Origin of the sequence: Allobosea sp. 2RAB26 (genome assembly GCF_052115465.1) — a bacterium.
Taxonomy (GTDB): domain Bacteria; phylum Pseudomonadota; class Alphaproteobacteria; order Rhizobiales; family Beijerinckiaceae; genus Allobosea.
Window position 1 is genome coordinate 126,765 of sequence record NZ_JBFRGS010000009.1, and the last position, 25,664, is coordinate 152,428.

Annotated in this window: 26 protein-coding genes; 4 read left to right on the forward strand and 22 right to left on the reverse strand. The window is 63.4% G+C overall.

Annotated features, from left to right (window positions below; all coding sequences use genetic code 11):
* Positions 1–15 precede the first annotated feature (15 nt).
* The 6 genes from AB4118_RS18870 to AB4118_RS18895 all read right to left on the reverse strand — a co-directional run bounded on the left by AB4118_RS18870 (position 16) and on the right by AB4118_RS18895 (position 6,269).
* Positions 16–954, reverse strand: coding sequence for a LysR substrate-binding domain-containing protein (locus tag AB4118_RS18870; RefSeq protein WP_441491185.1), 939 nt, complete (start codon positions 952–954; stop codon positions 16–18).
* Positions 955–1,046: 92 nt separating this feature from the next.
* A complete protein-coding gene (locus AB4118_RS18875; protein WP_441491186.1) occupies positions 1,047–1,817 on the reverse strand; it encodes an ABC transporter ATP-binding protein in 771 nt (256 codons plus the stop codon).
* Positions 1,814–2,683 carry an ABC transporter ATP-binding protein gene (locus AB4118_RS18880; RefSeq protein ID WP_441491187.1) on the reverse strand — a complete coding sequence of 290 codons (870 nt, stop codon included), beginning with the start codon at positions 2,681–2,683 and terminating at the stop codon, positions 1,814–1,816. Before AB4118_RS18880 ends, AB4118_RS18875 begins: the two co-directional genes overlap by 4 nt.
* 11 nt (positions 2,684–2,694) lie before the next feature.
* On the reverse strand, positions 2,695–3,612 hold the full coding sequence (nikC, locus tag AB4118_RS18885; RefSeq protein WP_441491188.1) for a nickel transporter permease: 918 nt from the start codon (positions 3,610–3,612) through the stop codon (positions 2,695–2,697).
* Positions 3,609–4,628: an ABC transporter permease gene (locus AB4118_RS18890; RefSeq protein WP_441491365.1), complete on the reverse strand. Its 1,020-nt coding sequence runs from the start codon at positions 4,626–4,628 to the stop codon at positions 3,609–3,611. Before AB4118_RS18890 ends, nikC begins: the two co-directional genes overlap by 4 nt.
* Before the next feature lie 45 nt (positions 4,629–4,673).
* On the reverse strand, positions 4,674–6,269 hold the full coding sequence (locus AB4118_RS18895; protein WP_441491189.1) for an ABC transporter substrate-binding protein: 1,596 nt from the start codon (positions 6,267–6,269) through the stop codon (positions 4,674–4,676).
* A 248-nt stretch (positions 6,270–6,517) separates the two neighbouring features.
* On the opposite strand from AB4118_RS18895, the gene AB4118_RS18900 reads away from it, so the two are divergent.
* On the forward strand, positions 6,518–7,498 hold the full coding sequence (locus tag AB4118_RS18900; RefSeq protein WP_441491190.1) for an alpha/beta hydrolase family protein: 981 nt from the start codon (positions 6,518–6,520) through the stop codon (positions 7,496–7,498).
* Between the two features lie 200 nt (positions 7,499–7,698).
* Here AB4118_RS18900 and AB4118_RS18905 read toward each other — a convergent pair whose 3' ends face one another.
* The 9 genes from AB4118_RS18905 to AB4118_RS18945 all read right to left on the reverse strand — a co-directional run bounded on the left by AB4118_RS18905 (position 7,699) and on the right by AB4118_RS18945 (position 14,812).
* Positions 7,699–8,103 (reverse strand): RidA family protein, encoded by a 405-nt coding sequence (locus AB4118_RS18905; protein WP_441491191.1) that lies wholly within the window; start codon positions 8,101–8,103, stop codon positions 7,699–7,701.
* Between the two features lie 114 nt (positions 8,104–8,217).
* Positions 8,218–9,255, reverse strand: a complete 1,038-nt coding sequence (locus AB4118_RS18910; RefSeq protein ID WP_441491192.1) for a trans-3-hydroxy-L-proline dehydratase — start codon at positions 9,253–9,255, stop codon at positions 8,218–8,220.
* A 62-nt stretch (positions 9,256–9,317) separates the two neighbouring features.
* Positions 9,318–10,316 carry a bifunctional Delta(1)-pyrroline-2-carboxylate/Delta(1)-piperideine-2-carboxylate reductase gene (gene lhpI / locus AB4118_RS18915; RefSeq protein ID WP_441491366.1) on the reverse strand — a complete coding sequence of 333 codons (999 nt, stop codon included), beginning with the start codon at positions 10,314–10,316 and terminating at the stop codon, positions 9,318–9,320.
* Between the two features lie 82 nt (positions 10,317–10,398).
* A complete protein-coding gene (gene ehuA, locus AB4118_RS18920; RefSeq protein ID WP_441491193.1) occupies positions 10,399–11,223 on the reverse strand; it encodes an ectoine/hydroxyectoine ABC transporter ATP-binding protein EhuA in 825 nt (274 codons plus the stop codon).
* A 17-nt stretch (positions 11,224–11,240) separates the two neighbouring features.
* The gene (ehuD, locus tag AB4118_RS18925) at positions 11,241–11,900 is read right to left on the reverse strand and encodes an ectoine/hydroxyectoine ABC transporter permease subunit EhuD (RefSeq protein ID WP_441491194.1); all 660 of its coding nucleotides are present in this window, start codon (positions 11,898–11,900) and stop codon (positions 11,241–11,243) included.
* Positions 11,897–12,562 (reverse strand): amino acid ABC transporter permease, encoded by a 666-nt coding sequence (locus AB4118_RS18930; RefSeq protein ID WP_441491195.1) that lies wholly within the window; start codon positions 12,560–12,562, stop codon positions 11,897–11,899. Before AB4118_RS18930 ends, ehuD begins: the two co-directional genes overlap by 4 nt.
* Positions 12,563–12,586: 24 nt before the next feature.
* The gene (ehuB, locus tag AB4118_RS18935; protein WP_441491196.1) at positions 12,587–13,477 is read right to left on the reverse strand and encodes an ectoine/hydroxyectoine ABC transporter substrate-binding protein EhuB; all 891 of its coding nucleotides are present in this window, start codon (positions 13,475–13,477) and stop codon (positions 12,587–12,589) included.
* Positions 13,478–13,504: 27 nt separating this feature from the next.
* Positions 13,505–14,401, reverse strand: coding sequence for an ectoine/hydroxyectoine ABC transporter substrate-binding protein EhuB (gene ehuB / locus AB4118_RS18940; protein ID WP_441491197.1), 897 nt, complete (start codon positions 14,399–14,401; stop codon positions 13,505–13,507).
* 33 nt (positions 14,402–14,434) lie between these two features.
* Positions 14,435–14,812, reverse strand: coding sequence for a RidA family protein (locus AB4118_RS18945; protein ID WP_441491198.1), 378 nt, complete (start codon positions 14,810–14,812; stop codon positions 14,435–14,437).
* A gap of 153 nt (positions 14,813–14,965) precedes the next feature.
* On the opposite strand from AB4118_RS18945, the gene AB4118_RS18950 reads away from it, so the two are divergent.
* Positions 14,966–15,634, forward strand: a complete 669-nt coding sequence (locus AB4118_RS18950) for a GntR family transcriptional regulator (RefSeq protein ID WP_441491199.1) — start codon at positions 14,966–14,968, stop codon at positions 15,632–15,634.
* An 8-nt stretch (positions 15,635–15,642) separates the two neighbouring features.
* On the opposite strand, the gene AB4118_RS18955 is transcribed toward AB4118_RS18950, so the two are convergent.
* The 4 genes from AB4118_RS18955 to ehuB (AB4118_RS18970) all read right to left on the reverse strand — a co-directional run bounded on the left by AB4118_RS18955 (position 15,643) and on the right by ehuB (AB4118_RS18970) (position 19,427).
* Positions 15,643–16,395, reverse strand: a complete 753-nt coding sequence (locus tag AB4118_RS18955; RefSeq protein WP_441491200.1) for an SDR family oxidoreductase — start codon at positions 16,393–16,395, stop codon at positions 15,643–15,645.
* Positions 16,396–16,421: 26 nt separating this feature from the next.
* On the reverse strand, positions 16,422–17,678 hold the full coding sequence (locus AB4118_RS18960) for a peptidase dimerization domain-containing protein (protein ID WP_441491201.1): 1,257 nt from the start codon (positions 17,676–17,678) through the stop codon (positions 16,422–16,424).
* A 66-nt stretch (positions 17,679–17,744) separates the two neighbouring features.
* Positions 17,745–18,443, reverse strand: coding sequence for a GntR family transcriptional regulator (locus tag AB4118_RS18965; RefSeq protein ID WP_441491202.1), 699 nt, complete (start codon positions 18,441–18,443; stop codon positions 17,745–17,747).
* A gap of 93 nt (positions 18,444–18,536) precedes the next feature.
* Positions 18,537–19,427, reverse strand: coding sequence for an ectoine/hydroxyectoine ABC transporter substrate-binding protein EhuB (gene ehuB, locus AB4118_RS18970; RefSeq protein ID WP_441491203.1), 891 nt, complete (start codon positions 19,425–19,427; stop codon positions 18,537–18,539).
* A gap of 892 nt (positions 19,428–20,319) precedes the next feature.
* On the opposite strand from ehuB (AB4118_RS18970), the gene AB4118_RS18975 reads away from it, so the two are divergent.
* Positions 20,320–20,955: a DUF1062 domain-containing protein gene (locus AB4118_RS18975; RefSeq protein WP_441491204.1), complete on the forward strand. Its 636-nt coding sequence runs from the start codon at positions 20,320–20,322 to the stop codon at positions 20,953–20,955.
* Between the two features lie 39 nt (positions 20,956–20,994).
* Here the strand turns inward: AB4118_RS18975 and AB4118_RS18980 are convergent, their stop codons facing one another.
* From AB4118_RS18980 to AB4118_RS18990, 3 genes are all read right to left on the reverse strand, one after another.
* A complete protein-coding gene (locus AB4118_RS18980; RefSeq protein ID WP_441491205.1) occupies positions 20,995–23,334 on the reverse strand; it encodes a xanthine dehydrogenase family protein molybdopterin-binding subunit in 2,340 nt (779 codons plus the stop codon).
* A 232-nt stretch (positions 23,335–23,566) separates the two neighbouring features.
* The gene (locus tag AB4118_RS18985; protein WP_441491206.1) at positions 23,567–23,812 is read right to left on the reverse strand and encodes a hypothetical protein; all 246 of its coding nucleotides are present in this window, start codon (positions 23,810–23,812) and stop codon (positions 23,567–23,569) included.
* 166 nt (positions 23,813–23,978) lie between these two features.
* Positions 23,979–24,200 (reverse strand): hypothetical protein, encoded by a 222-nt coding sequence (locus tag AB4118_RS18990; RefSeq protein ID WP_441491207.1) that lies wholly within the window; start codon positions 24,198–24,200, stop codon positions 23,979–23,981.
* Positions 24,201–24,529: 329 nt separating this feature from the next.
* Here AB4118_RS18990 and AB4118_RS18995 point away from each other — a divergent pair, with 329 nt between their 5' ends.
* Positions 24,530–25,351, forward strand: a complete 822-nt coding sequence (locus tag AB4118_RS18995; RefSeq protein WP_441491208.1) for a universal stress protein — start codon at positions 24,530–24,532, stop codon at positions 25,349–25,351.
* The last annotated feature ends 313 nt before the right edge of the window (positions 25,352–25,664 follow it).

Here is a 25,664-nt window from a genome sequence, read left to right on the forward strand (position 1 = left end):
GACTGCCCATGCCCGTCAGCAGCGGACCAGTTGCGGCTTCGCACTGATTGCGTCCTGCTCGTCCTCGCTGACGGTGCGCCAGAATTGCTCAACGACCGGACGGGAATTCGACAGGGATCGGTAGAGCCGGATATCAACCGTCAGGTCCCAGCTGGCATCGGCGGCGCGCACGAGTTGCCCGCTGGCAAGATCGAGCCGCACGATGCTCTCCGGTATCCAGGCCAGCCCCCAACCGGCCAGAGCCATCGCCTTCAGGCCCTCGGACATCGTGTTCTCGTGGATCGTGATGCGTTCGAGCGCTCGTCTCGCGAAGAGATCCGCCAGCACGTGATGGAAGAACGATCCGGCGCCATAGGCGAGGTGCCGCGCCGGGGTCGCTCCCGGCTCGATCCGGTGAAGCGGGCGACCGCTGGCATCAGGGGCTGAAACGGGGACGACGCGCTCGTCGCCCAATCGCATATGGATGATGTCGGTGTCGCCGATGAACACCGGCACCGCGCTATGCGAGTAGATCAGCAGAAAATCGCTGCCGCCTTCCCTCAGCGAGGTCACGAGGGAATCGATCCCGTTATTGTCCGCGCTCACTCTGGTCCGCAGCCCGCCGAAGCGGGGCTCGATGCGCCGCAGCCATTGCGGGAAAAAGGTCAGCGACAGCGTGTGGAGCGCCGCGAAGGACAGGGTGTTTGCACGCAAACCCTGCTTCTCCCGCAGCTTGTCCCTGGCGCGATACAGGTCCTGCAACAGCTCCTGCGCGGTCCCGCGGAAATTCTCGCCGGCCGAGGTCAGACGGACCGGATAGGAGGCCCGATCGACGAGGGGCAAGCCGACCCAATCCTCGAGTTGCCTGATGCGGCGGCTGAAGGCGGACTGGGTGACATGGCGTTCGGCAGCGGAACGGGAGAAGCTTGCCGTGCTCGCAAGGCTGAGGAAATCCTCCAACCATTTGACCTCCATGGCGTCCTCCCTAACGCGACAGGGTCGCAGCGCCCGGCCGCGTCCAGGGCGATGCCGCGTCGACATCCACCTCCGTCCGCCCCACGGCCGGGCTAGTCCGCATCGAGGCCGACCAGCGCACGATCATAGCCGGCACTGGCTGCGATCAGCCTCTGCGTGTAGCCGCTATGGGCGCGCGCCGACATCAGGTCGGCGACGCCGAGCTCCTCGATCAGCTTGCCCTGGTTCATCACGGCGAGCCGGTTGCACAGATTGGCGACCACGGGCAGGTCGTGGCTGACGAGGACGCAGGTGAGGCCCTGTTCGACCTGGATGTCGCGGAGCAGGTTGAGAACCTCGGCCTGGACGGAGACGTCGAGAGCCGAGGTCGGTTCGTCGAGAAACAGGATGCGGGGCTCGAGGATGAGAGCCCGCGCGATCGCCACGCGCTGGCGCTGGCCGCCGGAGAGCTGGTGCGGGTAGCGGTAGCGGTAGCTCTCGCCAAGACCGACCTGGGCAAGCACGCGGGAGACGCGCGGGCCGATGCCGGCGATGCCGTGCACCACCAGCGGCTCCGAGAGAATGGTGTTGACGGTGTGCCGTGGGTGCAGGGAGCCATAGGGATCCTGGAACACCATCTGGGCCATCCGGTAGAACGCGAGATCGCGCACCGGTCCCACGGTCTTGCCGGCGATCCTGATGGTCCCCGACCATTGCCGGTTGAGGCCGGCAAGGCACCGCAGGATTGTCGTCTTGCCGCAGCCGGACTCGCCCACGAGCCCGTAGACGGTCGCTTCGGGAATCGAGAAGGAGACGTCGTCGACGGCGACGGACTGGTTTTCACCCGCGCCGAAGGCGACGCGCAAATGGCTGACTTCGATCATGCTTCCGCCGGAATGGGTTCGTTGCGCCAGGACGGGTCGCGCTCCAGCACCCGCAGGCGCTTATGGCCGTCCTCGAGCCGGGGCAGTGAGGCCAGCAGCCCGCGCGTATAGGGATGTTTCGCCTGGTGAAGGTCCGCGGCGGGGCATCGCTCCACGATGCGCCCGGCATACATGATCAAGACCTCGTCGCAGAAGGTCGAGACCAGGTTGAGGTCATGGCTGATGAACATCAGGCCGATGCCGCGGGTGGTGACGAGCTCGTCGAGAATGGCCAGGACCTGGAGCCGGACGGTGACGTCGAGCGCCGAGGTCGGCTCATCCGCGATGATCAGCTCGGGCTCGGGAATGAGCATCATGGCGATCATGATGCGCTGGCCCATCCCGCCCGAGACCTCGTGCGGGTAGAGCGCGAAGACGCGCTTGGGATCGCGGATGCGGACCGCCGCCAGCATCTCCAGCGCCCGCTCGTTCGCTTCGGCGCGGGAGGCGCGATGATGCACGCGAAAGGCTTCGGCGATCTGATGCCCCACCCGCATGACTGGGTTGAGCGAGTATTTCGGGTCCTGCAGGATCATCGAGACGCGCTTGCCGCGGATGCCGAGCATCTCGTTTTCGCTCAGGCCTGCGAGCTCGGTCTCGCCCAGTTTCATGGACTTGACGGTGGAGGTCGCTCCCGACGGCAACAGGTTGAGGATCGCCCGCCCGGTCATTGACTTGCCGGAGCCGGACTCGCCGACGATGCCGACCTTGTTCCGGCCGACCTCGAAGCTGATGCCGCGCACGGCCTCCACAAGGCCGCGCGGGCCGGGAAAGCCGACGCGCAGGTCCTCGACCGTGAGGATGGGGCTCTTTGTGGTCCCGGACATCGTCCCCTCCCTCACGAGCGCGGGTTGAGCATGTCGCGCAACCCGTCTCCGAACAGGTTGAAGGCGAGGCTGACGGTCAGGATGGCCAGGCCGGGCATGGCGGCGAGATACCAGTGTTCGAGCAGGTATTGTCTCGCCGTCGAGAGCATTGCGCCCCATTCCGGCGTCGGGGGCTGGGCGCCCAGGCCGAGGAAGCCGAGGCCGGCTGCGGTCAACGCGACGCTGGCCATGCTCAGCGTCACCCGCACGACGACCGAGGGCAGGCACATCGGCATGACGTGCTTGAAGATGATCCGCGGTGTCGAGGCCCCCATGACGCGGACGGCATCGACATAGTCGCTGGAGCGGATCGTCAGGGTTTCCGCCCTGGCGAGACGGGCGATCCCCGGCCAGGAGGACAGCGCGATGGCGATGATCGCATTGTCCAGGCTCGGGCCCAGGGCGGAGACGAAGGCCAGCGCCAGGATCAGGCTCGGGAAGGACAGGAAGATGTCGGTGATCCGCATCAGCAGCGCTTCGACCCAGCCTCCGAGATAACCGGCCGTCGCGCCGATGCACAGGCCGATCGGCCCGACGATCACGGCAACGAGGCCGACGATGTAGAGCGTGGTGCGGGCGCCATAGACGATGCGGCTGAAGACATCCCGGCCGAGCTCGTCCGTTCCGAGCCAATGCGCGGCGCTCGGGCGCTGAAACCGTTCGGCCAGGACCTGGTCGAAGGGCGAGTGGGTGGCGATCCACGGCGCCATCAGCGCGACCAGCCCGATCACCAGCAGGACGACCACGCCGATGACGGCGAGGGGGTTCGCGGCCAGGCGCAGCCAGGCGAGGTAGAAGCTCTGCATCCAGGCCTGGAAGCCCGATTGCGGTGCCTCGGCGAGAAGCCAGGATCGCAACGAAGCGTTGCGCTCGAAGGAATGAGCCGTCATCGGGTGCGCGGATCCAGGAAGCGGTAAAGGAGATCGGTGATCAGGTTCAGGCAGATGAAGACCAGCCCCACGATCAATGTGCAGGCGAGAACGGCGTTCATGTCGCCGATCATCAGGGCGGTCGTCAGGTACTGACCGAAGCCGGGCCAGGCGAAGACCGTTTCGGTGAGCACCGCTCCTTCGAGCAGCCCGCCATAGGAAATCGCAATGACCGTGGCGAGCTGGACCAGCACGTTGCGGAAGGCATGACCCCAGACCACGCGCCGCCGCGAGAGCCCTTTGACCCGCGCCGTGGTGATGTATTCCTGGCTCAGCTGATCGAGCATGAAGCTCCGGGTCATGCGGCTGATATAGGCCATCGAGGAATAGCCGAGCAGGAGAGCCGGCAGGATGATGTGCCGCGCGGCGCTGACGAACACGTCCCAGTCGCCCGCCAGTGCTGAATCGACGAGCAGCAGCCCCGTCCGCTTCGGCACGGCGTCGAGATAGAAGATATCCACCCGGCCGGAGCCGCCGACCCAGCCGAGCCAGGCATAGAAGACGATCAGCCCCATCAGGCCGAGCCAGAAGATCGGGACGGAATGGCCGATCAGCGACAGGAGCCGCACGGCGTGGTCGATCGGTTTTCCCCGATAGACCGCAGCGGCGACGCCGAACGGGATGCCGAGCCCGCTGCCGATCACGATGGCGACGGTGGCAAGCTCGACCGTCGCGGGAATGACATGTCTGAGATCGTCGGCGACGGGATTGCCGGTGAAGATCGCCCGCCCGAAATTGCCGCTCAGCATGTCGCGCAGGAACATGACGAACTGGATGTAGAGCGGCTGGTCGAGCCCGAGCTTGATGCGCACGTTCTCGTAGACGCTGGCATCGGCCTTCTCGCCGACGACCGCGGCGATCGGGTCGAAGGGCAGCACGCGCCCGATGAAGAAGGTCAGGGCCAGCAGGCCAAGCAGGGTGAGCGCGACGGAGAGCCCGCCGCGCAGGGCCGGCGCTGCCCAGCGCGGCAGGCGCAGGCGGGCGTTTCGGCGCGGCGCGAGATCGGTCAGGGAGCTCACGCCTCACTCCTTCTCGATCGTGTCGTAAAAGAACTCCGAGCCGTTATATTCGAAGCGCTTGACCCGCTTGTGCAGGGCCATCGCGCCCAGCCGCTGGAAGATGCCGATGATCGGCGCCTCGCGCATGTGGCGGCGCTGCAGCTCGGCATAGAGCGCGGTGCGCTTGGCGGGGTCGCGCTCCACCTGCGCGGCCTCGACCTGCTGCTTGAACCAGGCGTCGGGCGCCCATGCGGCACGCCAGGCCAGGAAATTCGTCGCCTTCGCGGCATCGCTGTTGTCGGGGTTATACGCCATCCGCAGCGCCATATCGTTGGCATCGGGATAATCGTAGTCGTAGACCGCCATCAGCATCTGGAAGTCGCGGCTGCGCATCAGGGTGTAGAGCTGCGCCGTCGCCATGGTGCGAATATCCAGCGTCACGCCGACCTTCGCGGCATTCTGCTGGAAGTTCTGCGCGAGATCCGGAAACGGGTAGTTCGTCATCGTCAGGACGGTCTTCTTGAAGCCGTCGCCATAGCCTGCCTCGGTGAGGAGGGCCTTTGCCTTGGCGATGTCCAGCCGATAGGGGTCCTCGCCCTTCGGCAGCGCCCCGAACACGCCTGCCGGCACGAAGCTCTGGCGGATTTCGGCGCGCCCCTTCTGCACGGTCTCCTTCAGTCCCTGATAATCGATCAGGTAGCGAAAGGCCTCGATGACCTTCGGGTTGCTGAGGATCGGGTCCTTCTGGTTCAGCGCGAGATAGACGCTGTCGAGGCGCGGCTGAAACTGAAAGCGCAATTCCGGATTGGCCACCATGGCCGCCAGCGACGAGGCTTCGACCGATTTGGCGTAGTCGATGTCGTTCTTTTCGAGCAGGAGCCTCTGCGCGCCCGGTTCCGGGACATGCCGCACGATGATCCGCTTCATCGCCGGCGCGCCCTTCCAGTAGGTCGGATTGGCTTCCAGGATCGCGACTTCCTGGGCGCGCAGCGTGTTCAGGCGGTAGGGGCCGTAACAGGCGACATTCGTGTTCAGCCAGCCGGCGCCGAGATCGCCGTCCTTCTCGCGCGCCATGATCGTGTCGCGGTCGAGGGCCGACCCCATGCGGTGGTTGGTGAAGGCAAAGGGCGTCACCGAGGGCGCCAGATCCTTGGCGAGGGTGATGACGAGCGTGTGGTCGTCCGGTGTTGCGATCTGGTCCGGCGAGGTGAGCCCCCAGTCGCGCATCAGGCTCGCGCTGACCAGGTTGAGCTTGATCGACCGGCGCATGGCCCAGGCGATGCTCGACGAGGTGACCGCATTGCCAGACGGGAAAACCATGCCGCGCCGCAGCGCGAACGTCCAGGTCTTCCCGTCCGGGGAGCTCGACCATGTCTCGGCGATACCGGCGACGACTTTCGAAGGATCCTTGTGATCCAGCGATAGCAGCGGCGTGCACATCTGCCGCAACAATTCGTTGGGAAACGACTCGTTGGCTGCAGCCGGATCGAACGTGATGAAGGTGGTGAGGTCGCTCGCCATGACGAATACGTCCTTGGGCGTCGCGGCCTGTCCCGGAGCCACGGCAAGGCCGAGCAGGAACGAGCCCGCGAGAGCGGCTCGGGTCAATCTGCGTAACATAGCGAACGCTCCCCATGCGGATCGACATCAGCGGAAGGGCCGCCTCGATCACGATATTCTTGAGGGCAGGATGTTTGAAAAGACGAGCGGTATCAAGATAACAGTTATGAGTTAATTGCATAAACTCAATACATTTTCGAATACATTGCAATAAGTATTCGATACACCCCGCATATTTGCGATCTAGCTTGACTCTCATACTGCAAGATACTTCAGTTTGGAAAATTATCTAGGGATGGAACGCGAATATGTCTCTGTTTGCATCGAGCGTCGCCTCTGTCGGGGATTGGATGCTGCCGTTGAAATGTGCCGTTGCGGCGTCGACCCTGGCGCTGGGGCTTGCCCCTCCGGCTCAGGCGCAGCCCTCAAACCCCTGGGAGGCCGTCGAGCATCCCCGGCCGGGCCGGTTGCCCGTCGATAGGGAGCGCCCCGGCGAGCAGGCCTGGTTCGTCCCGGTGGGCTGGGATGCGCAGGGGGCCGAGATCCTGCTGCCGGCGCGTGTGTTCAGTCCGGCCGGGCCCGGCCCGTTCCCGCTCGCGGTCGTCAGTCACGGCTCGCCTGCGAATGCGGCTGCGCGCAAGACGATGGCGCCGCCCGAATACCGGGCCGGGGCGGACTGGCTGGTCTCGCGTGGCTTCATGGTCGTGTTGCCGCTGCGTCGCGGATATGGCCCGCGCGGAGGCGAATGGGCCGAGGCCTACGGACCGTGCAGCCAGCCGGACTACGTTCGCGGCGGGCTGGCGACTGCGGATGATATCCAGAATGTCGCCCGCTATTTCGCGACCCTTCCCACGATCCGGGCCGACCGCATCCTGCTCGTGGGCCAATCGGCCGGGGGCTGGGGCTCGCTGGCCGCAGCGAGCCGCGGCCCCGAGAGCGTGCGCGCCGTCATCAATTTCGCCGGTGGCCGCGGTGGCTATGCCGGCGGCCGGCCGAACAACAATTGCGCGCCGGACAGCCTTGTCGACGCGGCGGCGACCTTCGGCCGTTCATCGAAGATCCCGACCCTGTGGATCTATACCCGGAACGACCGCTTCTTCGACAGCGCCCTGACCGCCCGCATGGCAGGGGCCTATCGCTCCGCCGGCGGCGATGCCGAATATCATCTCCTGGACGCATTCGGCGAAGACGGGCACAGGCTGTTCCCGACGCCGGAGGGCCGCGCGCTCTGGCAGCCCTATGCCGACCGGTTCCTCGATCGCATCTGGGGGGCGAGCGCAAAGCCTTGATGCGACGCTTGTTTTAGCGTCTCGCGACTTCCCCTTTCCAATTGTCGGGAAGTCTCGCTGCCGCAAAGCGATGCAAGCAGGGCCTAGTCGCTATTGCCCATGTTTGGCAAAGGCCGTCCTAGCAAAACTGGGGCGAGAGGGGAGACCTCTGCCTTCCCTTTCGCACGCTTGTGGGCGGCGTTGGAACGGCCGCCCATCGTTCAATCGTCGCTGATGACAGCGATGACATCGATCTCCACGAGGCAATCTCTCGCGAGCATGCCGGTCTGCACCCGCGTGCGAACCGGAAAGTTGCGCTTGAAGAACCGGGAGTAGATCTCGTTGAAATTGTTGCCGGTGCGATAGTCCGCGTCGCCGTTCCGGGCATCGGCCACAAAGATGACGACCTTGACGACGTCGTCGATCGTGGCGCCGGCCGCTGCCAGAGCCCTCTCCATGTTCTGGAGCGCAAGTTCGGCCTGTTTCTCAAAGCCTTCGGCCCAAACGCCATGGTCGTCCCAGCCGACCTGGCCCGCCAGGAAGACCAGTGTCCCCTTCGCCTTCACGACATCGGAGAAGCAGGGCCATTTTTCGGGATGGCCGGGCAGGGTAATCGACTCGCGCATGTTCGGTATCCTCTGTTCATGGGTTCGCGGAATGCCCATTTATGGGCAGCTAAGGTGCTACGCGTAATATTTTACGATTGGATTCGAGAAAGACCCGGGGAAGAGATCGCTCCGCTATTTCTGCAGTTCTTGCATTGGCCAGGTATCGGACAGCCGATAGCCGGCCGGGAATGGGTCCGTGGGGTCCAGCATGTGCTGATGGATGCCGGTGATCCAGGCACGGCCCGAAATCACCGGGACAATCGCTCGCTTGCCGCCCAGGTCCGCTTCCGATTCCAGCAGGCAATCGAACTCGGTATCGACAATCGACCGCCCGACAAACCGTTCGCCAACAGCCAATTCGCCGCGTGCGTTAAGGACCGCCATCCGCGCCGAACACCCCGTTCCGCACGGCGATCGATCGATCTTGCCCGGCTGGATCGCCACGGCGCTTGTGCCGTGCATGACGCCGTCCCTTCGTGTCACCGGCTCGGTCATCTGGCAAAAGGAGATATGGTCCCAGCCGTTGGTCGGATGAGAGAAACCCAGCTGTTCGTTGGCTGCATTCGTAACGCGGACGCCAATCTCGGCAATGTCACGGGCTTGGTCCGGCCGGATTGCGAGCCCGAGCGACGGCGCATCGATGATGACGAAGCTGTCGCCGCCCCAGGCAATGTCGACCGCCATCGTGCCGATGCCAGGGATCTCGAGTTGCGCATCGAGCTTGTCCACGAAGGAGGGATGGTTCCGGACCCGGATGCGCTCGGCCTTGCCGTCCCTGCATTCGGCCTCGACTTCGATCAGCCCTCCCGGAGGTTCAAGGATGAGGCGTGTGATTGGTTCCTGCATCGGGACGATGCCGCTGTTGAGCAGGACGGTCGAAACGCAGATCGAGTTTGAGCCGGACATCGGTGGGGTATCGCCGGGTTCCATGATGATCCAGCCGGTATGGGCTCTGGGGTCCTTGGGGGGCACCAGGAGATTGACATGGCGGAATACGCCGCCTCGAGGCTCGTTGAGCACAAAGTTCCGCAATCCCTGATCGCGGGCGATGAACTGCGCCTGCTCCCAGATCGTCTCGCCCGGCGGCGGCAGAACGCCGCCCACGATGACGTCGCCGACCTCGCCCTCGGCATGACAACTGACAACATGAATAACGCGGTTGCTTTGCATGGGATTCCTCGGAAGATCACAGGGTTTCTCACCAGGTCGCCCCGATGGGGCCGCGCGACCCATTAGGAGGCGGTGTTCAGGCGCATCTGCTGCTCGGGAGCCTTCAAGGTACGGTAGACAAGGCGGGCCGCGACAAGATCGGCCAATGACGATCCGACGGCCTTGAACACGGTCGTCTGCTCGGCGGATTGGCGCCCGAAAGCGGAGCCCCTGCACAGTTCCGTCAGTGTTGCCCGCACGTCGGAAGCGGTGATGACCCCCGCATCAATCGGCTGAATGAGATCGCCGGACTCGTGCAGCGCGTCGCTTGTATCGACATAGATCATCGCAGCCGCCATCAGACGATCGTCCGCTTCACGCATTGTCGGCGTGAAGCTGCCGATCAGATCCACATGCGTACCCGGGCGAACCCAATCACCGCGAAGGAGAGGGTGCGTCGACAACGTCGCTGCCGAAATAATGTCGGCCTCGCCGACCGCATGCTCGAGATTGTCGACGACGGTTGCTTGAAAACCATTGGCGGTGAGGTTGTCTGCCAGACGGCGCGCGCCGACGCCATCGATGTCCCAGACCGCGACCTTGTCGATCGGTCGAACGGCTCGCATCGCTCCGGGGACGAGGCTGGCAACCCGACCGGAGCCGAGCAGCAGTAGGCTTCGTGCGTTCTCACGCGACAGGAACCGGGCGCCCAGCGCCGCTGTCGCGACGGTTCGGCGGGCTGTAATGGTGTTCCCGTCAATGATCGCCAGTTGCTGGCCCGTCGAGCCATCATAGAGCACATAGGTCGAGGCGAGTCCCGGCAGTCCCTTCGCGGCGTTGCCGGGGTATACGGTCACGATCTTGACGCCGAGAAGGCTGTCTGCGTCGCCATCATGGCTCCACGCCGGCATCAGGAGCAGCGTGGCTTGCGGCTGCCCGGCCTGATCGATCGCGTGGTGATGGCGCAGCGGCGCCTGACATCCCGCCGCAAAACCGGTTGCCAATGCATCTATGAGAGGACGGTAGGCGAGAGCCGAAGCGGTCTCGGGGGCTCCGATTATCGTAGGTGAGGACATTGTGATCTCCCTTGCTCGCGGCAATGCACGGCCGTCGCCCGACTGCATGAGTCCAATCAGGCCGGTTTTGCTGTGATGTCTTTGTCGGCTATCGCTTGATTGCGTTCAGAAACGCCTTGGTTCTGTCGTTTCTTGGAGCGTTGAAGATCTCGCCCGGAGAGCCGTCTTCGACGATCTTTCCTCGTTCCATGAAGATCACGCGATCAGCAATGTCACGGGCGAAGCCCATTTCATGCGTCACAACCAACATCGCCATCTTGGTCTCGTGGGCGAGATTATGGACAACCTCGAGGACCTCACCGATGACCTCGGGATCAAGCGCAGACGTGATCTCGTCGAACAACATGATCTGGGGCTTCATGGCCAAGGCCCGCGCGATCGCGACGCGCTGCTGCTGGCCACCTGACAGTTGCGATGGATAGGAGGCGCCCTTTTCGGCCAGGCCGACCCGTTTCAAGAGACTCTCGGCAAGGTCTCGGGCCTCCTGGCGTTGCATTCCGAGCACCTGCACCGGCGCTTCCATGACGTTTTCGAGCGCGGTCATGTGCGGGAACAGGTTGAACTGCTGGAACACCATGCCGATCTTGCCGCGGATCGCTCTGAATTCCCGATCCGGTCGAGCTTTCGCAGATCCTTCGCCGCCGGCCGAAAGGATGTCTCCAAACACCTTGATCTCACCCTCGTTGGGTCGCTCCAAGGTCATCAGAAGACGCAGGATCGTGGTTTTCCCGGAGCCGCTCGGGCCGATCAGCGAGACGCGCTCTGACGGCCTGATCTGCAGGTTCAGATCGTCGATGATCGTGAATGCACCGAACGACTTCGAGACATTGACGAATTCAGCCGCCAGCGGCGTTTGGGAGGCAGTTGCGCTCTGATGGTCCATTCTCAGCACTCGATAAGGAGCAGGAAGCATACAAACGACCTTTGCACTCAGGCCCGGCCGTAAGTCGTTCTCTGCTCCAGGTAACGGACAAGACGTGAAAATGCGAAGCCGATCACGAAGTATATGATGCCGACAAGCGTGAAGGCTTCGAAGTATCGGAACGTTTCACCGGCAAAGTTCAATGCCGCTCCGAGAAGCTCGACCACTGTGATCGTGGCGAGAAGGGACGCATGCTTATACATTGAGATGAGGTAGTTGCCGATTTGCGGCAGGACGATGCGAAAAGCCTGCGGTAGGATTATTCTCGTCCAGGTTTTTACACGCGAGAATTGAAGGGCGATGCAGGCTTCCCACTGCCCGCGGGGGACAGCATCGATGCCAGCCCTGAAGACCTCGGAGATGTAGCTGCTGTAATGCAACCCCAGGCCCAGGATGCCCGTAAACAAGGGGCTAAACGACGGCCCGTAAAGTGGAAGCACATAGAAAAGCAGATACAGCTGAATCAGGAGAGGCGTGCTGCGTACGACGGTGACGAAGCTGTCGATGATCAGGACGGCGACAGGATTGCCGCCACGGCGGGCGACGGCGATCAAGAGCCCGACGGCCAATGCGACAGCCATGCCAGCGGCCGTAGCGTACAGAGTGACGACAGTCCCTCTGAGCAGTGCCGGGAGGAGTTCCGCCGTGATTTGAGGGCTGAAATTCATGTCGTCGGCACCTTTGGCTTCCACTGGCCTCCGGAGTGCCGCTCAAGAGCCTTGTTGAGAGCAACTAGAGGCAAGGCCAGAAGCAGGTAGATCACGAAGATCGACATGTAGATGAGGGTGGGGTGCCCGTAATACTGGACAAGTTGAGCCCCGGAAAACGTCAGCTCCGTGATTGTTATGAGCGAAACCAGCGAGGTGGCCTTCAACAATTCCAGTGCGTAATTCCCAAAGGCAGGAAGCATGACCGGAATGGCCTGGGGGATGATGATCCGCCGGTAGCTCAGGCTGGTGGGCATATTCAGGGCGATGGTGGCGTCGTGCTGTCCGCGGTCAATCGAAAGAATGGCTGAGCGCACAACCTCGGAAATATAAGCCCCGAAATTCAGTGCCAGCACGAGGCATCCTGTCGTGAATGCCTCGAGCCGAATCCCAATGAGAGGGAGCACGAAGAAGAAGTAGAAGATTTGGACCAGCGAGGACGTGTTGCGAAATACCTCGATGTAGATCGCCAGCGGAATGGACAGCCACCGGGTCCGGGCCAGGCGAGCGAGCCCAACCGCGAAGCCCACCAGGAGCGCGCAGGTCCCAGATACCAACGTGAGCAACACGGTTGTGTATGCTCCCCGCAGCAACACCGGACTGATTTCAATCAGGAGGTTCACGATTCATCCTGGAGCATGCGACGGTCAGTTCTTTGCGGCGCAGAGATCTGCCGTCTTGATCGTGTCAGGTGCGATATCTGCCGCCGTGAAGCCGAACGGCTCCAGCAGTCGCACAATTTCACCCGACTGCTTGGCTCCTTTGAGCCAGGCATTCCAGGCGGCGAGAAGCTCCGGATCCGATTTGCGGAAACCAACTGCCCCATATCCGATGACCGGATTGCCATCCTTGTCGAGGGGCGGCTTCGACATTGCGACATAGGCGAGCTCAGGATGCTTGTCGCCCGCCAGCAAGCCGCGGATGGTGATCGAGGTCTGCATCATGGCGTCGACCCGGCCCGCCTTGATGCCAGACGCCGCGGTGGGCAGATCTGGGAAGATGACGACCTGAGCATCAGGGATGCCGTTGATCCTGGCGTACTCCCGCTCGGTGCCACCGGCGACAACAGCAAGACGGGTGGCGGCATTGCTCTTCACATCATCCAAGCTTGTCAGTTTGGACGGATTGCCGGCCTTTGTAACGAAACCCTGCGTGCTGACCCATTCCGGCTCGCCGAAAGCGATCTGCTGGCAGCGACCGGGCCGGATTTGCATGCCGGCGCCGATGAAATCCAGTCGCTTGGCATCTAGTGCGGGGATGATCGAGACGAACTGCGTGACTACGCCGTCCATCTTGTCTACGCCGATCGACTTGAGAAACGCTCGGACGAGCGTCGGCTCGACCCCTGAAAGCTCTCCCTTGTCGTCGACATAGCCCCACGGGGTGAAATTCGAGAAGCCGACCCGCGCATAGCCTTCGCTCTTGATCGAAGACAGGCTGTCGGCATGGGCAATCGTCGGGAACGACAGCGCAGCGCTGACGATCAGGGCGCTTGCGAGCGCATTCGCGACACGGGCCGTCCGGGACGTGATCTTCATGGTGTTCCCCCTTGTCTTGGCGAGCGGTTATTTGCGTTCCGCGCAGGCGTATTCGGCAGTGGTGCCTTCCTTCGGCAACGTCTCCGGCCCGAAGCCGAACGGCTCGATGATCGACGTGACGCGGCCGCTCTTCAGGGCCTTGGCGAGCCAGGTATTCCAGGCCTCACGGAGTGAAATGTCGTCCTTGCGAAAGGCCATGCCGCCGTATCCGATCGATTCATTGCCGGATTCGTCGCGGGGTTGCTCGGACAGGGCGGCGAAATCCAGGCGCGGATCATTCGCCCGCGAAAGCGCTCCGCGGATCGTAACGGTCGACGCCACCACGGCATCAACCCGGCCGGCCTGAAGACCCGCGATTGCCGCTGAAAGATCGGGGAAGAGGAGGCGGCGTTCCTGGGGGATGCCGGCCAGCTCCGAAAAGCGGATCTCGCCGGCGCCCGTCAACAAGCCGATCTTCGCGTCGGCGTGCCTTGCCAGGCTGACGAAGCTCGTCACGCCCTTGGGGTTTCCCTTCTTGACCGCGAAGGCGCGGTTGATCTGATATTCGGGGTCGCCAAAGGACACGATCTTGCAGCGCTCGGGCTGGATCAGCATGCCCGTTGCGACGATATCGAAGCGTTTGGCTACAAGCCCTCCGATCAGCGAACCGAAATCCGTCACGACGGGCTCAAGGGAGGACACGCCCATATCCGCGAAGAAGGCGCGGATGAGTTCGGGAGCCTGCCCGGTGACCCGTCCATCGGGCATCACGTAGCCGTAGGGATTGATATTGGCGAAGCCAATCCGGACTTTGCCCTGAGACTTGATGCGCGCCAGGCTGTCGTCCTGCGGCTGAGACAGCGCTGCTGACGCTCCCACCACCGCCCAGCTCGCCAGCGCGCCGCAAAGGAGCAGGCGCCGCGAGAGATGATCCGAGTTTTTCAATCCCATTGCCGTTGCCGCTCTGATGGATCGCGTTCAAGCGTCGTCGATCACCGCGATGACGTCGATTTCGACCAGGCAATCGCGCGCAAGCATCGCCGCCTGGACACGGGTCCGTACCGGCCGGTCGGTCTTGAAATAACGCGCGTAGACCTCGTTGAATTCGTCGCCGTACCGAACGTCGACGAGATAGGCGTTGACTTTGACGACATCGTCGATCGTCGCGCCTGCCGCATGCAGAGCGGTCTTCATATTCTCGAGGGAAAGTTCCAGCTGGCTCGCGAAATCAGGCGCCCACGTGCCGTTCTCGTCCCAGCCGACCTGCCCGGCGAGGAACACGAGCGTCCCCTTCGCCTTCACGATATCGGAATAATACTTGGCGTGCTGCCCTGGCAGGGTGATTGCTTCACGCATGTGCCTAAGCCTTTGTAAGGAGAGCAAGAGAGCGTCAGACATCACGTCCGATGCAGCTGAGGTGTAACATATTACCTGTAGCCGTCAACATTTTTCTCGACCCGCCGGAGCCCCGTCTCTACAAGCGTCGTGCCGTCACAAGGGCGACTGTCGATGTCCCAGCTACGTCTAAGCCAATTCTCAATTCCGCAGACGGTCAGCCTGCGTGAACGCGTCCGGCAGCTTTTGCTGGCCCAGATCATGTCGGGCGAGTTCGTTCCCGAAGAGATCTATTCGGTCGCACAACTGGCGGCAGGTCTCGATGTATCTCCGACGCCCATTCGCGAAGCGGTCCTGGATCTGGCGAGCAAGGATCTCCTCGTCATCCACAAGAACCGCGGATTCTCCGTTCCTGCGACCACACCGGAAGAGCTCGAGGAGCTCCACAAGATCCGGCTCCTGCTCGAGGTTCCCTCCACGGTCGAGGCCGGACTGAAGATGGGGGAGGAGCACGCGCAAGAAACCCGGGCGATCGCCGAGGCCACTGTTCAGGCCGCGCAGTCGAACGACCTGGTCAGCTATGTCGAAGGCGACCGCCGCTTCCACCAGGCCTTCCTGGCCCCGTTGGCCATGCCGCATCTCACCGAGCTCATCATGAGCTATCGCGATCGCGCTCGGCTGAGGGGATTGCGGGCCAGATTGGGAAGTCGCGAGATCGTGGCGGCATCGAAGGAACATATCGCGCTCGTCGATGCTGCCCTGGCGAGGGATGAGGCGCTGCTCCACAAGATCATCACCAACCACGTCGAATCCACGAAGACTCGTTGGTCCGAGGCCGGCTGAGGCTCCTCCTATCCCCGACCCACGAATGGCATTTTGGTCGCCATGACAGTCATCGACAGGATATTGGCCTCGAGCGGCAGGTTCGCCATGTGGAGCACTGACTGGGCAACGTGCTCGACATCCATGACAGGCTCGGCCTGGGCGTAGTTGCCTGCTGCCTTGGAGCGCTCGATCATATCACGCGCGATCTCGGTCAACGCGTTGCCGACGTCGATCTGACCGCAGGCGATGTTGTACGGGCGGCCGTCCAGCGCGGTCGTCTTGGTCAAGCCGCTTATCGCGTGTTTTGTGGCGCTGTAGGGAGCCGAGGCTGGCCGCGGAACATGCGCGGACAGCGAGCCGTTGTTGATGATCCGGCCACCCTGAGGCGTCTGGCTCTTCATCAGCCTGAACGCCTCCTGGGTGCAGAGGAACGGGCCGGTGAGATTGGTCGAGACCGTCGTCATCCAATCCTCGTAGGCGATATCCTCGATCGATCCTCCGCGGGTGACGCCAGCATTGTTGAAGAGCACATCAAGCCGGCCAAAGCGCTGTTTGCATTGAGCGAACAGATCCCTCACGGCCTCAGGCCGCGTGACGTCGCACGAGACGCACAAGGCGTTCCCGGGCGACCCGCCGAGATCGGCCGTTTCCTGCAAGGCATCGAGCCTGCGGCCAGTCAGCACCACGTGATAGCCGCTCTTGAGAAACGCTACCGCCGTGGCGCGGCCGATGCCGGATCCGGCGCCCGTAACGAGCGCTACCTTCTGAAGAGATGGCATATCCGCCTCCTTGGCCGATATCGATGTCAGGCGTCGACAGCGCCGGATGTGGTCAAATCGTAGATCGTCAGCGCGATCACTTCGATCGCGGCCATCAGCTCGTCATCCGAGACCGTGGGATCGCCCGCCTCGATCACGACCTTGCCGTGGTCGACGGCGCCGGGGGTGTATGCGACGGCCGCGCTGCCCCAGCCCGCCGTGAAATAGTGAAGTCCAAGATAATGCGACCAGACGATCGAACGGGGCTCGCGTCCGGTGACGGCCTTCAGGTTGTCGCTCAGCGCCTTGTGCAAGGGATGCTCAGGTGGCGTGTACGAACTCGAAACAGTGTGGGGGAAGGAGACCTCCATTCGCATTCCGGTCTCGCGCGAAGCGTCAGCGACGAGTTCCCTCAGCACCGCCATCGCATCGTCCAGCTTCTCCTCGGGATTCATGCGCCGATCGACATAGAGTGCGCATTCGTCCGGGATGAACGTCACGTCCAGGTTGGCCGCGATGCGGCACATGACGATCGTCGGCGTGTTGGCATGCGCCGGAACGATCTCCAGGGGCGTCTTGATCGCCGTAAATTCCTGAGCGAGTTTCCGAACTCTGTCCTGTACCGCCATCATGCCTTCGATGGCATTCACGCCTTCCGTTGGCCGCGAACCATGCGTTGCCTTGCCGAAAGCGGTGATCTTCGCCCAGAAGTGGCCTTTATAGCCGGCCGTGACGATATCCGGGCCGCCCAGGCTGCTGGCCAGAACGACCGGGCTGCGACCCATGCCCTGCTGCACCAGATAGCCCGCGCCGGTCTCCCCGCCGATATAAGCGTCGGGCGTGGCAGAGAGGAAAGCCGATTTGTCGAGCTTCACACCGCTCTTGGCGATGGCCTTGAGCGCCAGAATTTGGGCGATCGAGCCGGCGCGTTCCTTTCGCGGTCCCCAGTAAAGATCGTAGTTGTTGTTCAGATGGATGCCGATCTCGTCGCTTCGACCCGGCAGCATCGCCGTGACAAGCACGCGCGGAGCAGCGCGGTACACCGGCAGATACTCGCGTGAAAGCGACAGATCGCTTCCCCAATGGTCATCGAGATAGCTTTGTGGAACGTCGATCTCTTCGGTGGGAGCAAAGGTGGCGAGCTGCTTCTTCAGATAGGCAACTGTTTCGGGGTAGCCGGTCCCCGTCGTCGCATCGGCCGGAATGGCCGTCATGTCTTTCAGCATCACGAGCGCTTCTGCGCGCAACGCTTTGGCCGCCTCGGCGACCTTAAGTCTATTCTGCTCAGACAAGCTGCTCTCCATGGCCGAGATTGCAAGCCTCCAACGGGCTTTGATCTTAGTAATATGTTACCGGTTACATACTGTAAGTCAACAGCGATCGACGCTCTGTTCCGCGGGAATGCTGGCTGTTCCGGCCCAGAGGCCGCGGGTATGCCGAAGGTGCCGCGCCATGAGCTCCCGGGCTGCCGGGACATCGCCAGCCTCGATGAGATCGATCAGCGCGCGGTGCTCCTTCGCCGAGGACAGCAGTTCGTGCGAGCCTCGCAAGCGCGTCAGGCCGTGGAGGCGTGTCTGATCTCTCAGGGTCGCAACCATCTCCACCAACCGGGAATTGCCCGTCTCTGAGAGCAAGAGCACGTGAAATTGCCGGTCAGCGGTGAGAAACGAGAGAAGGTCGCCCTCGGCTGCCGCTTTCTCGGTCTGCGACGCCAAGTCGACGAGGAGGGCACGTCCGGCGAGCCTGGATTTCTGCGTGAGGCTCACGATTGCCGGCACTTCGAGATAATGCCGACATTCGGCCAGTTCATCGAGGTCGTGGTCATCGATCTCGCGAACCGAAAAGCCTCGATTCCGGACCATGACGATCAGGCGCTCGCCGGCGAGATGGAGCAGGGCTTCCCGCACTGGAGTCGGCGACACCTTGAGCTGTTCGGCAATCTCTCCGATCGAATAGAGGCGGCCGGGCGCAAGCGCGCCAATCAGGATCTGGGTGCGAAGAATCTGGATCGCCTGCTGTCGAAGGCTGACCCCAGACAGGCCTTCGGCAGCGGCATAGGTGAGCGTCATCGAAATCAACCTCACGGGAAGACGAGCCCAGGTATCCCCGTGGCCTCAGGTTTGATGTGCGCCTGCCATTCCCGCGAAATGGCAGGCCCGACCCTATCGGTTCTGGCAGAGCGACTGCGCGGTCACGCTGACCGGGGCGATGTCATTCTCGCCAAGGCCGAATTGCGCCATGATCCTCAGCGCCTCTCCTGATTGCCGAGCCGCGCGCAGCCAGGCGTTCCATGCGCCCAGAAGCTCGGTATCGCCTTGCCGGAAGCCCATGCCTGCATAGGCGGTCACCGACTGGCCCTTTTCATCCACGGGTTGCTGGGAGAGTTCGGCAAACTCGACCTCCGGGCTGTTGATCTTCGACAGAATGTATTTCAGTGCAACGCTGGCACCGGCCGCCGCCTCGACGCGGCCTGCTTGCAGCCCTGCAACCGACTTGTCGAAGTCAGGGAACAGAATCTGCTGATCCCTGGTCACCCCAGCAATGTCAGCGAAACGGATTTGCCCGGCGCCGGTCAGCATTCCCAGCCGGGCGTTCCTGTTGTCAGCCACATCCTTGAAGCTCTTCAGCGCAAGTGGGTTGCCCTTCTTGACGACAAATCCTTGAAGCAACTGCATCTCCGGGTCACCGAAGGCGATCTGCTCGCAGCGCCGCGGCTGGATTTGCATCGCGACCGCGATCATGTCGAACCGCTGCGCCTGCAGGCCTCCGATCAGTGAGCCGAATTCGCCGACCACTCCTTCGACCTTTTCGACGCCGAGGCTCTTGAAGAACGCCTTCGCCAATTCGGGGGAGGAGCCAGTGATCTCACCCCCAGGCCCAACGAAAGACGTCGGAGCGAAATTTGAGAAGCCGACCCTGACCGATTTCTGGCTCTTGATCCGCTCAAGGGTGTTCTGGGCATAAGACGGGCTAATCAGGCCGGCGACGGCGATTCCGCTAAGGAACGCGAGGCCGAGTACACGGGAAAGCGGCCGCAAAAATCGGATCTGCATGTGCGAAATCTCCTGACGGCAGAAATCTTCAAGCTGTGCGAGGCGCCATGCCTTAACGGGATCTCCCGTCGCAGTGGCGCTAAGGCGTAAGGCGTAACATATTACTGCTACGCCCAATTGATTGCAGGGTCAACGCAGTGCGCTTCGGTGGTCGCCGCCACCGGCCATGGCAGGGCTGTTTGCCGGGAGTTGGGGCGGTGAATATCACCCGCGCCATGACCGCAGCTCTCAGTGAGGTGCCAAACCTGCGGCGCACTGCCGGTCAGCATCGGGTGAAATCGGCCTTCTTCGGGCTATTGCCGTCCGTGGGCGGAACTGGAAGGCGCTCGAGGACAGGTCCGCCGCTTTAGCTGGGGCGCGGACTCTCGGCTCAATGACGGACGGGGGCGGCCTGCGCCGTGCCAGCTGGAGGGACGGCGTGCCTCGGATTTCGCCATCCCGATCATCAAGCCGGACCCACCGGCCCTTGTGACAAGCCGATAGGCCGCGTAGCGACGTCCAAGCGAGGGCGATCTCGGCTCTGTGCACCACAAAGTTGCATGGAAGCCGCACCTTGCAGCTTTCGGTTTCCCGGCACGCCAGGGGACTCCATCTCCGGCCGATGGTCTGGTATCGCTGTGGGTGAAGAGCTTTGGCACATCGAGGTCGACTTTGCCTAAGTAAACACCGGTCTCAATCCAGTTTCACCCGTACTGTCGGATAGCAACGCGCTGTCCGCGTATGATCTTGTTCATCGGGTGGCGGCAAGAGACCGGTTTGGCATTGTTATTTTGTGCCATGAGCAGCGCCGCTGTCTCAGCTCTTCAGCCGCCCGAAACATCGCCACGCCGTACCCGCAAGGGTTTTCTCATGCACGCTCTTGGTGGACTTCCGAACGGAAGACCAAGACGTCATGTGCATTGCATTTCGGGTCCGATGGACCATCATTCCCCAGACTGCTCCCCAGCCTTGGATTGCCTGCAGCGGATGCGGGGGCCTGAGAGCCTTCCAATCCAGCGGCAAGATCCGGCTCAACGCCAACGGTCGCAAGCTTGATGCGTGGCTGATCTACAAATGCCTGAGTTGCGAGAAGACATGGAACCGACCGATCTTCGAGCGGCAGAATATCCGCGACATCGATCCTGTCGTGCTGGACGCGCTGCACTCCAATGATCCGCAATGGATCCGGAGAGAGACCTTCAATCTCGAAGCATTGAGGCGCAAGGCGCAGCGCGTCGATGAATTCCCCGAGTTCGATATCCAGAAGGAGGTCCTGCACGACACTCTCGATTGGACGACATTGGAAATCGACCTGAAGGTCACGCTTCCGATCAGCACGCGCCTCGACCGGCTGCTGGCGTCCGAGCTGCGGGTCTCGCGTGCGCGGCTCCAAACGCTTCATGACGGAGGCACGCTGCGGACGAATCCGGACCGCGCCGACATTCTGAAGCGGCGTATCAGAACGGGTACGCAGGTGACGATCGACCTCTCCACCGAGGCTGACCGGGAACACGCATGGAGACCCCTGGCGCAGGGCGGTCCATTGTAACCACATCACGTGGGCCTGAAATCTCAGGCCCACGTGATGTCATGGTTCATTCGCAGCGGACGTGCTGGCCTCCTGGATCGCGCGCCAGATCCGGGCCGGGGTCGCCGGCATGTCGATATGGCTGACGCCGAGCGGGCGCAGCGCATCGAGGATCGCGTGGATCACCGTCTGCGGCGCCCCGATGCAGCCGGCCTGCCCGGCGCCCTTGACGCCGAGCGGGTTGGCCGTCGTCGGCAGCTCGACCAGCGAGAGCTCGAAACAGGGTAGGTCGGCTGCGCGCGGCAGCGCGTAGTCCATGAAGGTCGCGCTGAGGAGCTGGCCGCCTTCCGGATCGTAGCGGATGTCCTCCATCAGCGCCTGGCCGATGCCCTGCGCCAGGCCGCCATGGACCTGGGCCTCTGTCAGGAGCGGGTTGATCAGGGTGCCGTAGTCGTCGACGGCGACATAGCGCAGCAGCGTCACTGCGCCGGTCTCGGGATCGATCTCGACCTCGGCCGTCTGCGCGCCGTTCGGGAAGGTGAGGGGGGCGTCGCGATGGGCGCCATGGCCTGAGAGCGCCCGGCCGGTCGTCTCCCCGATATGGCGCGCGACGGTCGCGAGAGCGACGTTGCCGGCGCCGGGCGAACGGAACCAGCCGTCCTGGAAGAGCACGGCCTCGGTTGGGGCCTGGAGCAACTCTGCGGCGGCGGGTTTGGCGGCCCGGATCAAGGCACGCGCCGCCAGGACGAGGGCGCCGCCCCCCATATGCAGCGAGCGGGCGCCGCCATGGCCGCCGCCGGTGGGGACGCGCGCCGTGTCGCCCTGCACGAGATGGAAATGCTCGGCCGGCAGGCCGAGCTGTTGCGACAGGACCTGCGCAAAGCTCGTCTCGTGCCCCTGGCCGTTCGACTGGGTGCCGACCGCCATCTCGACCCGGCCGTCGGCGCGGAAGCTGAGCCAGGCATCCTCATTCGGTCCGCCGCGCGCGGTTTCCAGGAAGCAGCCGATGCCGAAGCCCCGCAATTGTCCGCGCCGGCGCGAGGCGGCGCGGCGGCGGCGGAAGCCGGCGCGGTCGGCCGCCGCCAGCACGCGCTCGAGATTCCCCGTGAAGGCACCGCAGTCGAGGACAGCGCCAAAGGGCTTTCGATAGGGGAAGCTGCGGATGAAATTACGTTTGCGCAGCACGGCCGGATCGATCCGCAGCAGATGCGCCGCCTCGTCCGCCAAACGTTCGATCAGGTAGTTCGCCTCCGGCTTGCCGGCGCCGCGATAGGCGTCGACCGGCGCGGTGTTGGTGAAGACGCAGCGGACATCCATGCTCATCGCCGGAATGTCATAGAGCCCACCCATGGCGGGCGTCGGCGCGGTCGTCGAACTGCCGGGCCCGAGCGAGGAGACATAGGCGCCGAGATTGGCGATGGTTTCCACGGCCAGCGCCAGGAAACGGCCTCTGGCATCGAGGGCGAGGCGGCCCGTCGTCAGGTTGTCGCGGGCATGGGCGCCGCCGGCGAAATCCTCGATCCGCTCGGCAAGCCAGCGCACCGGCCGGCCCAGGCGCTGCGCCGCGATCAGCACGAGCGCATATTCGGGGTAGGTGACATTCTTCATGCCAAAGCCGCCGCCGACATCGGGGCAGGCGACATCGATCCGCTCGGGCCCGACCTTGAGAACGAGGCCAAGCTCGCGGCGGATGTCGTGAACGGAGGCGCCGCTGAGCGAGAGCCGGTAGCGGCCGCTCTCCGCGTCGAAGCGCCCGAGCGCCGCCCGCGGCTCCAGGGCGGCAGCCGTGATCCGGTTGTTCACGAGCCGGCAGGTCACGACATGTGCGGCGCGGCGGAATGCGGCGGCGACGGCATCGTCATCGCCGAGACGGTAGCGCAGGGCGAGATTGCCCGCTGCTTGCGGCCAGATCTCTGGAGCGGTGGGCCCGGCAGCTGCGGCGAGCTCCGTGACCGCAGGCAGGATCTCGTAGTCGACGGCAATCAGCTCGCAGGCCTGGCGCGCCGCGTCCGCGCTTTCGGCCACGACGAAGGCGACGGGGTCCCCGACATGGCGGACGCGCCCGCGCGCCAGGGGGAAACGCGGCGGCACGATCAGCGGCGGCTCGGCCTTCAGCGTGAGCGAGCAGGGCAGTGGGCCGAGATCCTCGATCTCCGCTGCGGTATAGATGGCTGTGACCCCAGGCAGGCTTTTCGCGGCTTGCGCATCGATCGCAAGGATGTCGGCATGGGCGTGGGGTGAGCGCAGCACCACGGCGTGCAGGGCCCCGGGTACGTACTCATCGTCCTGGTACTGACCCCGACCCGTCAGGAAGCGCTCATCTTCGAAACGACGCAGCGATCGTGGATCTGTTGCCGCATGCGAAACCACATCGATCGTCGCCACGCCGGTATCATTCATAGGCCGGTATCATTCATGTCGTGTCGCCAACCTCCAGCCGTCCCGTCCTGCCGCAGGGCAGCGACCGGCGCGAAGGATGCGAGCATGGCATTCGGGGGCGGCTTTTGAAACAGAGCAGCGCCGACCCACGAAGCGTCGGGTGCGTCGTCGCCCCAACCATGGAGCAGCCTGCTCTCGCGGCAATCGCCGCAGCGCTACGCAAAGGCCCGCGCTGCCGAAAGTGCGCAGGTGCCTAGGAGCGCTGGTTGGCAGCCCGCTGCCGCGCCACTTCGCGGATGAACGGCATGAAGGCGGGCGGAATCTCGACCGGCGCCAGGGCCTCCTGGAGGATGTCGAACTCGGCGATGGCCTCGGTCAGCATCTCGAATTCATGGTCTTCGTCGGAGCCCATCGCGCTTTGGAGCAGCGCGGCCGCCCTCAGGACGGCAGCCTTGCGGTCTTCCAGGGAGCCAATCGTCACGGTGTCGGCGTTCGGCATAGCCACCTCCCGTTCAAGATCCTCGCTTGCTAGGCTAGCGACGGAATGGGGGCTTGACGAGTCAAACGAATCAAAATTCGCTGACCTGCGACCGGAAGGCGAGGGCGCGTTCGCGGGGCCGTGGCGCGGCGGTTCGGTGAACGCAGGGAGTTCCTTGACCGCGCGGTCAAGGCGCCCGAGCCGGCGGCTCAGTCACGCCAGCGTGGTCCGCTTCCCAGATCCGAATAGCCTCCCTGAGCGCTACCGATTCGCGGTAGCTGCTGCCGTCCTGCACGGTGAGCGCTTTGAGCCGCCGCCTTGCGATCTTATAATCTTCAACAGTCTCGATCGTGAACATCGGCGGGTCCGACCTGCAGGATTCCGGCCCGTGCTTGATTGTCGTTTTCATTGCCGCCTCCGCGATTCAGAATGTCCTGGGGTATCCTCAACTGATGCTACTGCACGTGTGGCTGCTCGGCTTTGCGACAGAACAATGTCACCGCAAGCCACTGCTTGACGCATGACGTCTCGGATTGCTCGCCGTCGGGTCATGCAGAGCCTCTCTCCGCCAGGTCTGTTGTTGCCGGCCAAGTGCTGGCAGCGCAGGAACGCGGTGCAGGCAGGAGGTCTACGGATAGAGCTGACCGACGAGTAAAATCGGGCCGTTATTGCGGTAGGTCAACGCAAACCTGTCTTGGCCGTGGTGGCACAGCGACATCGACTGCAAGGAGCGTTGTCATGTCATCCTACGCGAGCCTGATGGTGAATCTGGATCTCGGCCCTCATGCGGCCAGCCGGACTGCGCTTGCGGTCGGCTTGGCAGAGCGCTTCCATGCGCGCTTGATCGGCTCGGCATCGCGCTGCATCATTCCCGCTCTTCCCTTGGAGGCCGGTTTTTCCGCCCAGACGCTGATCGAGCAATGGCGCGAGATCGCTGCGGAAGAATTGCAGCAGATCGAGGCCAATTTCATCAAGGTCGCCAAGTCCGGCGAAAGCACGTCGTTGCGAACCGGTATGGACGAGTCGGCACCATTTCTTCTCGAGCAGGCCTCTGCTGCCGATCTCCTGATCGTCGGCCGACAGGGGAGCGGCGACCACCGGGACTGGCGCTTCGCCGTCGATCCCGGGGCGATCGTGCTGGAAGCCGGGCGCCCTGTCCTGCTCGTGCCGCCCACCTCTGACCGCCTTTCGGCGCAGCGTATCGTCATTGCCTGGAAGAACACGCGTGAAGCGCGCCGCGCGGTCTGCGATGCGTTGCCCTTCCTGAAGACTGCCGAAGGCGTGTTCGTCGTCACAGCCGGAGAAAGCGCCGAGAGATCGAGCGCGCAAGACCTGCAGGACTATTTGCGTCATCACGGCATCACCGCCGATCTTGTCCAGGACAGCGCGATACGGGACGCCCGCATCGCCAACGAACTGATCCACCGGGCCCGGCAGGAAGGCGCGGACCTCTTGGTGTCCGGTGCCTATGGTCACAGCCGAACGCGCGAGTGGATATTCGGCGGCGTCACGCGTGATCTCCTTGATCATGCGTCGATCTGCTGTTTGATGAGCCATTGATCGTGGCGGCGTCGGGGTGGCGCTGCGTCGATCAGAACCAATCATGAGGGGGCGGTTCGGAGCTTCGCTGATGGCGAGGTACGTCATCCCGCCCCTTGGCCATCAAGTGCGGGGGACGCCCGGATGTTGTCCGCCTGCCTTTAGGTAAGATCGCAAACGCAGGCGTCGCTGATCTGGGCGCGCTGCGGACTTGGCAGTCGCAGCACAGGAAGGCAGCCCGGCGTGGCGATGCCTCTGGGACTCATCGAAACAAACATGTTATCATTCCGTTAAGGAATTCACCGAATTGCCTCGCGGAGAAGCCCAGCCGCGT

Coding starts and splice junctions, on each gene's coding strand:
- AB4118_RS18975 (WP_441491204.1), top strand. CDS start 20,320: ATGTGCATTGCATTTCGGGTCCGATGGACCATCATTCCCCAGACTGCT.
- AB4118_RS18965 (WP_441491202.1), bottom strand. CDS start 18,443: ATGACGCTCACCTATGCCGCTGCCGAAGGCCTGTCTGGGGTCAGCCTT.
- AB4118_RS18905 (WP_441491191.1), bottom strand. CDS start 8,103: ATGCGCGAGTCGATTACCCTGCCCGGCCATCCCGAAAAATGGCCCTGC.
- ehuD (WP_441491194.1), bottom strand. CDS start 11,900: ATGAATTTCAGCCCTCAAATCACGGCGGAACTCCTCCCGGCACTGCTC.
- ehuB (WP_441491196.1), bottom strand. CDS start 13,477: ATGAAGATCACGTCCCGGACGGCCCGTGTCGCGAATGCGCTCGCAAGC.
- AB4118_RS18900 (WP_441491190.1), top strand. CDS start 6,518: ATGTCTCTGTTTGCATCGAGCGTCGCCTCTGTCGGGGATTGGATGCTG.
- AB4118_RS18960 (WP_441491201.1), bottom strand. CDS start 17,678: ATGGAGAGCAGCTTGTCTGAGCAGAATAGACTTAAGGTCGCCGAGGCG.
- AB4118_RS18895 (WP_441491189.1), bottom strand. CDS start 6,269: ATGTTACGCAGATTGACCCGAGCCGCTCTCGCGGGCTCGTTCCTGCTC.
- AB4118_RS18995 (WP_441491208.1), top strand. CDS start 24,530: ATGTCATCCTACGCGAGCCTGATGGTGAATCTGGATCTCGGCCCTCAT.
- AB4118_RS18950 (WP_441491199.1), top strand. CDS start 14,966: ATGTCCCAGCTACGTCTAAGCCAATTCTCAATTCCGCAGACGGTCAGC.
- ehuB (WP_441491203.1), bottom strand. CDS start 19,427: ATGCAGATCCGATTTTTGCGGCCGCTTTCCCGTGTACTCGGCCTCGCG.
- AB4118_RS18985 (WP_441491206.1), bottom strand. CDS start 23,812: ATGCCGAACGCCGACACCGTGACGATTGGCTCCCTGGAAGACCGCAAG.
- AB4118_RS18945 (WP_441491198.1), bottom strand. CDS start 14,812: ATGCGTGAAGCAATCACCCTGCCAGGGCAGCACGCCAAGTATTATTCC.
- AB4118_RS18880 (WP_441491187.1), bottom strand. CDS start 2,683: ATGTCCGGGACCACAAAGAGCCCCATCCTCACGGTCGAGGACCTGCGC.
- AB4118_RS18955 (WP_441491200.1), bottom strand. CDS start 16,395: ATGCCATCTCTTCAGAAGGTAGCGCTCGTTACGGGCGCCGGATCCGGC.
- AB4118_RS18990 (WP_441491207.1), bottom strand. CDS start 24,200: ATGAAAACGACAATCAAGCACGGGCCGGAATCCTGCAGGTCGGACCCG.
- AB4118_RS18875 (WP_441491186.1), bottom strand. CDS start 1,817: ATGATCGAAGTCAGCCATTTGCGCGTCGCCTTCGGCGCGGGTGAAAAC.
- ehuA (WP_441491193.1), bottom strand. CDS start 11,223: ATGCTTCCTGCTCCTTATCGAGTGCTGAGAATGGACCATCAGAGCGCA.
- AB4118_RS18980 (WP_441491205.1), bottom strand. CDS start 23,334: ATGAATGATACCGGCGTGGCGACGATCGATGTGGTTTCGCATGCGGCA.
- nikC (WP_441491188.1), bottom strand. CDS start 3,612: ATGACGGCTCATTCCTTCGAGCGCAACGCTTCGTTGCGATCCTGGCTT.
- AB4118_RS18910 (WP_441491192.1), bottom strand. CDS start 9,255: ATGCAAAGCAACCGCGTTATTCATGTTGTCAGTTGTCATGCCGAGGGC.
- AB4118_RS18870 (WP_441491185.1), bottom strand. CDS start 954: ATGGAGGTCAAATGGTTGGAGGATTTCCTCAGCCTTGCGAGCACGGCA.